We start from the raw sequence: 4,404 nt of genomic DNA, 5'->3' as shown, positions 1-4,404 counted from the left end.
GTGGGGGGGAACCCACTGGCCGCCGTCAGGACGTGGCGGCCGCCTCGAAGAGTTGGCGCATGGCGTGGCGGAGGTCGGCCACGTCGGATACCGGTGCCGGGAAGTCGAAGCGCGCGTCGAAGCACGCCGTGCCCGTGCTGAAGCGGATGCGGAGGCCGTGGCGGTCGAGGGCGAGCGGGGTGACGCCCTGCCGGGCGTCGCACGCCGCGCCGCGGTCGCCCAGGAGGGCGCACAGGGACCGCAGTTGTTCGCCGTGGGCCGCGGCCAGGTGTTGCAGCAGCTCGGCCTCGTGGGGCGCGAGCGGGTCGGCGGTGGCCGCGGTGAACTCGTCGGGTTCGACGTGGGCGGCGCCCCACAGGTCGTCGGTGTACGCCTCGCCGATCTCCAGGCACAGGAGCGTCCACGCCGGCCCGGGGACCGGGCCGGCCGGGTGGCGTTCGGCCAGCAGCCGGACGGAGGCGCACCGTTCGGACTCCGGGACGGCGGTGAGCCAGCCGGCCACCCAGCCGCGGCCGCGGATCCGGTGGGGGACGGAGACGGGCGCCACGTCCGTGATCTCCATCACTGCCGTCACGTCGTCGTCCAGGGCAAATGGCGTCGCCCTGGCGGCCGGTGAGTCGGCGGGGACCAGGAGCAGCACGTCCCCGGCAGGCGAGACGGCGCGCGATTCGGGCACACTGTGTCCCAGCTCGGCGCCCGGAATGGTCAGTGCCGCCGAGGCGTTCGACTCGACGAGAGTACGCACCCGCTCGGCGGCCGTGGGCTGGCGAGCACCGTGACCGGGACGCGGCTGGCCCTCTCCTCGGCTTCGGTGTCCGGAGTCGGAACGAGGGCTCCCAGGTCGAATCATGCGCACTCCTCAGATAAGGTAAGCCTCACCTAACTTACACGGAGGTCCGTTCAACGTGAACCAGTCGCGTCCCAAGGTCAAGAAGTCGCGCGCCCTCGGTATCGCGCTCACGCCGAAGGCCGTCAAGTACTTCGAGAAGCGCCCCTACCCGCCGGGCGAACACGGGCGCGGCCGCAAGCAGAACAGCGACTACAAGGTCCGTCTGCTGGAGAAGCAGCGGCTGCGCGCGCAGTACGACATCAGTGAGCGGCAGATGGTCCGCGCCTACGACCGCGCCCGCAAGGTCACCGGGAAGACCGGCGAGGCGCTGATCATCGAGCTGGAGCGCCGGCTCGACGCGCTGGTGCTGCGGTCCGGTCTGGCCCGCACCATCTACCAGGCCCGCCAGATGGTGGTGCACGGTCACATCGCCGTCAACGGCCGCAAGGTCGACAAGCCGTCGTTCCGGGTGAACCCCGAGGACGTCGTGGAGGTCCGCGAGCGCAGCCGCGCCAAGCACCCCTTCCTGGTCGCCAGGGAGGGTGGCTACGCAGGCGAGGGCGAGACGCCGCGCTACCTCCAGGTCAACCTGGAGGCGCTGGCCTTCCGCCTCGACCGCGACCCGAACCGCAGCGAGATCCCGGTCATCTGCGACGAACAGCTGGTCGTCGAGTACTACGCCCGCTGACCCCCGCCGCCCGCCGGCTCCCCGCCGTCGGATCGGGGAGCGGCGGGCAGCGGCAGCCGCGCCGGGTGCTCGGCCACCGACGCCCGGCCGGGACCGCCGGGGACGGCGGCCGGCGGCCCGCCGGCCGCTCCCCGGCCGCCGAGCGCCCGGGAGACCGCCGCCGCCGCGTCGAGCAGGCCGCCCTCGCGGAGGCACTGCTGGTAGCGGGCCGCGCTCAGCCGCTCCCGCACCTGCCGCTCGCAGATGGTGTGCGCCGAGTTGAAGTACTCCGAGCCGAACAACGGCATGCCCACCGACCGCCAGAGGCGCGCCGCCGCGCCCTGGAGCACCGCGGCCTCCACCGGGTCGCCCTCGGTGGCCGTGATCCCCGCGAGCAGCTCGATGGCCAGCACCGTGTTGACCATGTCCTGGAACGTGTACGAGATGCGCAGCGACTGCTCGACCAGCTCCCTGGCCGTGATCGTGTCTGCGTGGTGCCAGGCCGCGTAGCCCAGGCCGTAGAGCGCGTACGCCCTGGCCCACCGCTCGCCGTGGTCCTCGCACGCCTGCCGCACGTCCTCGTAGATCGCCAGCGCCCCGGCCAGGTCGCCCTGGAACGCCACCACCATCGCCAGCTCGCAACGCCCCATCAGCACGTTGCTGTTGAGCTCGCCGATCTCCTCGTAGCGCCCCAGCGCCTCGCGCAGCAGCTTCTCGGCCCGCTGCATCTCGTCGCCCACCATCGCCAGGCAGCCCGTGAGGTGCGTGCTGTAGGCGGCGGCCCGCGCGTTGCCGGTGCGCTCGGCGCCCTCCCGGCACTCGTGCAGCACGGTGAGCGCGGCCACCGTGTCCCCCTGCAACACCGCCACGTAGCCGGCCACCCACAGGGCCTTGAGCCGGGTCTCCTCGTGGTCCGTCTCGGTCTCCAGCGCCCGGTGCAGCCAGTGCCGGCCCTCGGCCAGCCGGCCGCAGCCCACCCAGCAGAACCACAGCGTGGCCGCCAGGTACAGCCCGAACCTGCCGTCCTCCTCGTCGTCGAGCGTGAACTCCAACGCCGCCCGCAGGTTGGGTAGTTCGTCCTCGACACGGGCCGCGACCTCCGCCTGCCGGGGGCTGAACCACTCGAGCTCGCACCATGTCGCGAGCCCGGTGCACCAGTCCCGGTGCCGGCGCCGCAGCCGGCGCGCGTCCCCGCTGGCCGCCAGCCAGTCCTCGCCGTAGGCGCGCAGCGTGCCGAGCATCCGGTACCGCACCCCGGAGGGCGCGTCCTCCCGGCTCACCACGGACTGCGCGACCAGCTCGGTCAGCACGTCGAGGACGTCCTCCGCCGGCAGGTCCTGTCCCGAGCAGACGTACTCGGCGGCCTCCAGGTCGAAGTGGCCGGCGAAGACCGAGAGCCGGGCCCACAGCAGCCGCTCGGGGCCGCTGCACAGCTCGTGGCTCCAGCCGACGGCCGTGCGCAGCGTCTGGTGGTGCGGCGGCGCGCCGCGCACCCCGCCGACCAGCAGCCGGAACCGGTCGTCGAACCGTTGCAGGATCTGTTCGAGCGAGAGGGTCCGCAGCCGGCCGGCGGCGAGCTCCAGCGCCAGCGGGATGCCGTCGAGCCGGTGGCAGAGCTCGGCGACCAGCCGCTGGTTGGCCCTGGTCACCTGGAAGGCGGGGAGCACCGCGGCGGCCCGCTCGGCGAACAGCTCGGCCGCCTCGCCGAGCGGCACCGGTTCGTCGTCCGCCGGGTCGTCCGGTGGAGCGGGGGCGCCCAGCGGGGCCAGCGGGAGGAGCCGCTCGCCCGCCACCGCGAGCGGCCGGCGGGCCGCCGTGAGCACCCGCAGCCGGGGGGCCCGACGCAGCAGCTCGTGCACCAGCGCGGCGGCCGGCTCCACCAGGTGGTCGTGGCCGTCCAGCACCAACAGCAGCCGCTGGTCGGCCAGATGTTCGGCGAGGACGGCGAGCGGCGACCGCCCCGAGTGGTCCGTGATCCCGAGGGCCTCGACGACGGCGTGTTCCATGAGCTCGGGGTCGCGCACCGTGCCCAGCTCCACCAGCCACACGCCGTGCGGGAAGCGCTCGCCGGCCTCGCGCGCGGCCCGCAGCGCGAGGCGGGACTTGCCGACGCCGCCCACGCCCGTCACGGTCACCAGGCGATGCCTGGCCAACTGTCTCTTGATCGTGCCGACTTCGGCGCCTCGGCCGACGAAGGCCGTGAGTTCGGCCGGGAGGTTGCCCCCCGCGCGGCTGGTCATTGGGGTCTCCCGAGCCGCAGGCTCGGGGCCCTGAAAGCCTGACATAACCACGCAGCGTACTGGTGGATATGCAGACCGTACAATCGCGCGTACCCGCCCTTGGCAGCGGCGAGGGAATGCGGTAGGAGGCCGGGCGCCCGGCGCGATAGGGTCGTTTCTCGCCGCCACACGCGGAACGGGGCCTCCGTCCCCAGGTGGGCGGCGTCCGACGTGGCGCGCGTCGCACGCCCGATGGGCTCGCGGCGTCGGCGTGTCGGATTCGTGCAGGGAACCCGTCCGAGGGAAGCGGTGCGTTCGTGTCCGGTGGTGAGGTGGCCGGCCTCCTGGTGGCCGTCTTCTGGGCGATCCTCGTCTCGTTCCTGGCCGTGGCGCTGTTCCGCCTCGCCCAGGCCCTGCGGGCGGCGACGGCGCTGGTCACGGCCGTGACCGAGCGGGCCGTGCCGCTGCTCGGCGAGGCGTCCGTGACCGTCCGCTCGGCGCAGACCCAGCTCGACCGGGTGGAGACCATCGCCACCGACGTCCAGGAGGTCGCCGCCAACGCCTCGGCGCTCTCCTCGACCGTGGCCACCACCTTCGGCGGCCCGCTGGTCAAGGTCGCGGCCTTCGGCTACGGGGTGCGCCAGGCGCTCTCCACGCGCCGCGCCGCGCCGCCCCCCGCCCCCCAGGGC

At 73.9% G+C, this 4,404-nt stretch carries 4 protein-coding genes; 2 read left to right on the top strand and 2 right to left on the bottom strand.

The genetic code is table 11. From position 1 onward, the window contains the following. Positions 1–25: 25 nt before the first annotated feature. Positions 26–850: a DUF2470 domain-containing protein gene (locus E1283_RS32610; RefSeq protein WP_132821773.1), complete on the bottom strand. Its 825-nt coding sequence runs from the start codon at positions 848–850 to the stop codon at positions 26–28. 55 nt (positions 851–905) lie between these two features. On the opposite strand from E1283_RS32610, the gene rpsD reads away from it, so the two are divergent. Next, positions 906–1,517, top strand: coding sequence for a 30S ribosomal protein S4 (gene rpsD / locus E1283_RS32605; RefSeq protein ID WP_132821772.1), 612 nt, complete (start codon positions 906–908; stop codon positions 1,515–1,517). Here rpsD and E1283_RS32600 read toward each other — a convergent pair. Continuing rightward, the gene (locus E1283_RS32600; protein ID WP_132821771.1) at positions 1,505–3,736 is read right to left on the bottom strand and encodes an ATP-binding protein; all 2,232 of its coding nucleotides are present in this window, start codon (positions 3,734–3,736) and stop codon (positions 1,505–1,507) included. The two genes, rpsD and E1283_RS32600, sit on opposite strands and share 13 nt — an antisense overlap. A 296-nt stretch (positions 3,737–4,032) precedes the next feature. Here E1283_RS32600 and E1283_RS32595 point away from each other — a divergent pair. Then, positions 4,033–4,404, top strand: a 372-nt coding sequence (locus tag E1283_RS32595) for a DUF948 domain-containing protein (RefSeq protein WP_132821770.1), incomplete at its 3' end; no start/stop codon positions are given.

The sequence above is a fragment of the Streptomyces hainanensis genome, assembly GCF_004348415.1.
In the GTDB taxonomy this organism is placed as follows: Bacteria; Actinomycetota; Actinomycetes; order Streptomycetales; family Streptomycetaceae; genus Streptomyces; species Streptomyces hainanensis.
This window is presented reverse-complemented; position numbering and strand designations above follow the sequence as displayed.

What these genes read in the sequence shown, in the direction of transcription:
- E1283_RS32600 (WP_132821771.1), bottom strand. Translation starts at nt 3,736, where the DNA reads ATGACCAGCCGCGCGGGGGGCAACCTCCCGGCCGAACTCACGGCCTTC.
- E1283_RS32610 (WP_132821773.1), bottom strand. Translation starts at nt 850, where the DNA reads ATGATTCGACCTGGGAGCCCTCGTTCCGACTCCGGACACCGAAGCCGA.